Below are 3,146 nucleotides of genomic sequence, written 5' to 3'. Positions count from 1 at the left end.
CTCGTTCCAGGCGGCGACGTCGTAGCCCAGCTCGGCCCCGCTATCGCGCATCTTCCGGAACGCGGTCACCGGGGACTTCTCCTGCACCCAGCTCTTCGCGGCGTCCCGCAGCATGCTCTGTTCTTCGGTCAGTACGGCCATTTCGGTTCTTCCTCTCAATCTCGATGTGCGAGGCGGCTCCGCGCCCGCTGGTCTCTCAAATTCACCCTCCCCCTCTCTGAACGTCATCCCCGGGCTTGTCCCGGGGATCCAGACGCGCCGGCCTCGCAGTCAATTCTCCGACGGCGGCGCTTCTGGATGGCCGGGACAGGCCCGGCCATGACGGCTGAAGAGGGATCAGGTCGTCGGGGTCATCTCACTTGTTTTGCGTAAGGTCAGGCAAGCCCAGGATGCGCTTCGAAACGATGTTCGACTGCACCTCCTGGCTGCCGCCGAAGATCGTGAAGGCCTTGCCGTAGAGCCAGGCGCGGACGATCCCGAGCTCGCCCTTCTCGAAGTCGTCGCCCTCCCAGCCCAGGCCCTGGTGGCCCATGATCTCCAGCGTCAGCTCATGGCGCTCCTGGGCGAGCCAGGTGCCGGCGTTCTTCATGATCGAGGTGGCGGCCGAGGGGCCGGAATTGCCCTTGCTCTCGGCCATCGCGCGGAACGCCGTCTGCTGGAAGACCTTGGTCTCCATGCTGTTGCGGATGATCCGGTTGCGCAGGTCCTGGTCGTCGATCTTCCCGTCCGCGTCGACGCCCACGTACTTCTTGGCGAGGTCGCTGAGCGACGGGCCCATCATACCCCCGCCGCCGCCCATGCCCGAGATGCCGCTGCGCTCGTGCTGCAGCAGGCGCTTGGCGATGGTCCAGCCGCCGTTCAGCGGCCCGACCAGGTCCTTTTTCTCGGCCCGCGCGTCGGTGAAGAACGTCTCGGCGAACGGCGACTGGCCGTTGATCAGCACGATCGGCCGCACCTCGACGCCCGGCTGGTGCATCGGGAACAGCACGAACGAGATGCCCTCGTGCTTCTTCGACGTGTCGGTCCGCACGAGGCAGAAGATCCAGTCAGCGTATTGAGCTCCGCTTGTCCAGATTTTCGACCCATTGATGATGAAATGATCGCCCTTGTCTTCAGCTTTCGTGGATAGAGCGGCAAGATCAGACCCCGCGCCCGGCTCGCTGAAACCTTGGCACCACTGAAGATCGCCACGGCAGATCGGCGGGATATGCTCGTTCTTCTGTGCCTCGGTGCCGTATTCCAGCAGCGTCGGGCCGAACATCATCACGCCCATGCCGCCGATCGGGTTGTAGGCGCCGGCCCGGGCGAACTCGCCCTGCACGATGCGCGCCTCGGCGCCCGAAAGCCCGCCGCCGCCGTAGGCCTTCGGCCACGTCGGCGTGCCCCAGCCCTTCGACCCCACGGCCTTGCGCCAGGCCTCGTGGTCGGCGGACGGTGCGTCCGCGCGGCCTTCGCCGGCCATCGGGTTGGGCTTGCCCTTCAGCGAGGCGGGGAAATTCGCCTCGACCCACTCGCGGACCTCCTTGCGGAAGGCGTCCAGGTCCGCACCACCAAAATCAGCCATCTCTCGAATGATCCTTTTGTATTCAATATTTTGAACGTCATCCCCGGGCTTGTCCCGGGGATCCAGACGCACCGGCCTGCCAGGCAAATCTCCCGACGCCGGCGCCTCTGGATGGCCGGGACAAGCCCGGCCATGACGAGACCTAAGGGGGCGAGCTTAGCCCTTCTGCGTCGCCTCCGGCAGTCCGAGAATCCGCTTGGAGACGATGTTGAGCTGCACCTCCCACGAGCCGCCGGCGATGGTGCCGCTCTTGCCGCGCAGCCAGGCGCGGGTCGCGCCCAGTTCGTCGGCGCCGAACGCGTCGCCCTCCCAGCCCAGCCCCTGGGCGCCCAGGAGTTCGACGGTCAGCTCGGCCTTGTCCTGCCGCACCTTGGAGCCGACGTTCTTCAGCACCGAACTGGCCGCGCTCGGCCCCGAGTTCGACCGCGCCTCCTCGGCCGCGCGCCGCCCGGTGAGCCGGAACGCATGCTCCTCCATCAGGTGATCGGTGATGCGGCTCCTCAGGTCCGGGTCGGCCAGCCGCCCGCTGTCGTCGAGGCCGACGTAGGCGATCGCCTTCTGCTCGATGGGCGCGCCCGGGGTGACGCCCGGCGCCCCCATCTGGTTCGCGCCCGAGATCCCCTGCCGCTCGTGCTGCAACAGCCGCTTGGCGATGGTCCAGCCGCCGTTCAACGGGCCCACCAGGTTCGCCTTCGGGACCTTCACGTCGGTAAAGAAGGTCTCGCAGAAGGGTGTCGTCCCGTTGATCAGAAGTATAGGACGCGGCTCGACCCCGCCGCCAGCCATGTCGATCAGCACGAAACTTATGCCTTCGTGCTTTTTCGTGGTATCTGTTCTGACGAGACAGAAGCACCAGTCGGCCGTATGCGCTCCGCTTGTCCAGGTCTTCTGGCCATTGACCAGCCAGTATTCACCCTTGTCTTCCGCTCTAGTTTGCAGGCCCGCGAGGTCACTGCCGGCGCCCGGCTCCGAGAAACCCTGGCACCAGCGCAGCTCGCCGCGCACGATCGGCGGAATGTGCCGCTGCTTCTGCTCTTCCGTCCCGTATTCCAGCAGCGTCGGGCCGAACATCATCACGCCCATGCCGCCGATCGGGTTGTAGGCCCCGATCGCCGCCATCTCCTCGGAGACGACGCGCGCCTCGGCCTTGGAGAGCCCGCCGCCGCCGTAGGCCTTCGGCCACGTCGGCACGCCCCAGCCCCGGTCGCCCATGGCCCTGCGCCAGGCGTCCTGGTCGGGCGTCAGCTCGCGCCCCTCCGGCGCGCCCTTGCCCGCCAGCGCGGAAGGGAAGTTCGCGGAAAGCCAGTCCCGCACCTCGGTGCGAAACCCTGCCAGGTCAGGCCCGCCGAAATCCGCCATCGCTCACCCTCCCCTTCCTCTTGATCGGCATCCCGCGAACAAGCCGCGGGATGACGTAGGTGTTCAGCTCGACTGCGTCGTATCCGGCAGCCCCAGGATGCGCTTGCTGACGATGTTCGACTGCACCTCCTGGCTGCCGCCGAAGATCGTCCAGGCCTTGCCCGACAGCCAGCCGCGCACCGCCTCCAGCTCGTCGCGGGCGAAGTCGTCGCCCTCCCAGCCC

Annotated in this window: 2 protein-coding genes; both read right to left on the bottom strand. The window is 67.0% G+C overall.

The genetic code is table 11. The annotated features are described in order from the left end of the window. Positions 1 to 355: 355 nt before the first annotated feature. Positions 356 to 1,564: an acyl-CoA dehydrogenase family protein gene (locus JNL41_RS05860; protein WP_293473341.1), complete on the bottom strand. Its 1,209-nt coding sequence runs from the start codon at positions 1,562 to 1,564 to the stop codon at positions 356 to 358. A 156-nt stretch (positions 1,565 to 1,720) separates the two neighbouring features. Beyond that, entirely contained in the window at positions 1,721 to 2,923 is a 1,203-nt protein-coding gene (locus JNL41_RS05855; protein ID WP_293473340.1) for an acyl-CoA dehydrogenase family protein, read from the bottom strand. Positions 2,924 to 3,146 lie beyond the last annotated feature (223 nt).

The organism is Phenylobacterium sp. (assembly GCF_016793285.1).
In the GTDB taxonomy this organism is placed as follows: Bacteria; Pseudomonadota; Alphaproteobacteria; order Caulobacterales; family Caulobacteraceae; genus Phenylobacterium.
Note: the sequence above shows the minus strand (reverse complement) of the source record. Positions and strands in the feature narration are given on the sequence as shown.